This is a genomic window from Streptomyces sp. SID12501, assembly GCF_010550245.1.
Taxonomy (GTDB): Bacteria; Actinomycetota; Actinomycetes; order Streptomycetales; family Streptomycetaceae; genus Streptomyces.
Map to the genome: position 1 here is coordinate 1 of NZ_JAAGLU010000471.1, position 496 is coordinate 496.

Here is a 496-nt window from a genome sequence, read left to right on the forward strand (position 1 = left end):
AGGTCCTCGACCGCGAAGAGCGCGTCCGGCAGCTCCAGCGCGAGCGTCCGCAGCGCCGGTCCGGGGTCGAACGTCACCGTGCGCACGAGCGCGTACCCGCCCGGCTCGTCGGGGTCGAGCCGCGCCGTCACGGCGCCGTTGGACGCGACCACGTAGCCCGTCGTCAGGCCGAGGTCGGCCGCCACGCGCGTCGCCGAGTGCACCGCGCGCCCCGTCGCGACGACCACGTGCACGCCCGCCTCGACGAGCGCAGCGACCCCCTGGCGGACCTCCGCGGAGATCACGCCGTCGTACGACATGAGGGTCCCGTCGACGTCGAGCGCGACGAGGCGCGTGCGGCTCACCGCACCGGCTCCAGCACCTCGAGGCCGCCCAGGTACGGGCGCAGGCCCTCGGGGACCCGCACCGAGCCGTCGGCCTGCTGGTGGTTCTCCAGCAGCGCGACGATCCAGCGCGTCGTGGCGAGCGTGCCGTTGAGCGTCGCGACCGTGCGCGT

1 protein-coding gene and 1 pseudogene are annotated in these 496 nt (G+C 75.6%); both read right to left on the minus strand.

Annotated features, from left to right (window positions below):
- On the minus strand, nucleotides 1-344 hold a 344-nt coding region (locus G3I71_RS46830), incomplete at its 3' end, for an HAD hydrolase family protein (protein WP_164325045.1).
- Nucleotides 341-496, minus strand: a pseudogene (locus G3I71_RS52065) (serine--tRNA ligase); the annotation flags it as partial. The gene G3I71_RS46830 and the pseudogene G3I71_RS52065, both read right to left, overlap by 4 nt.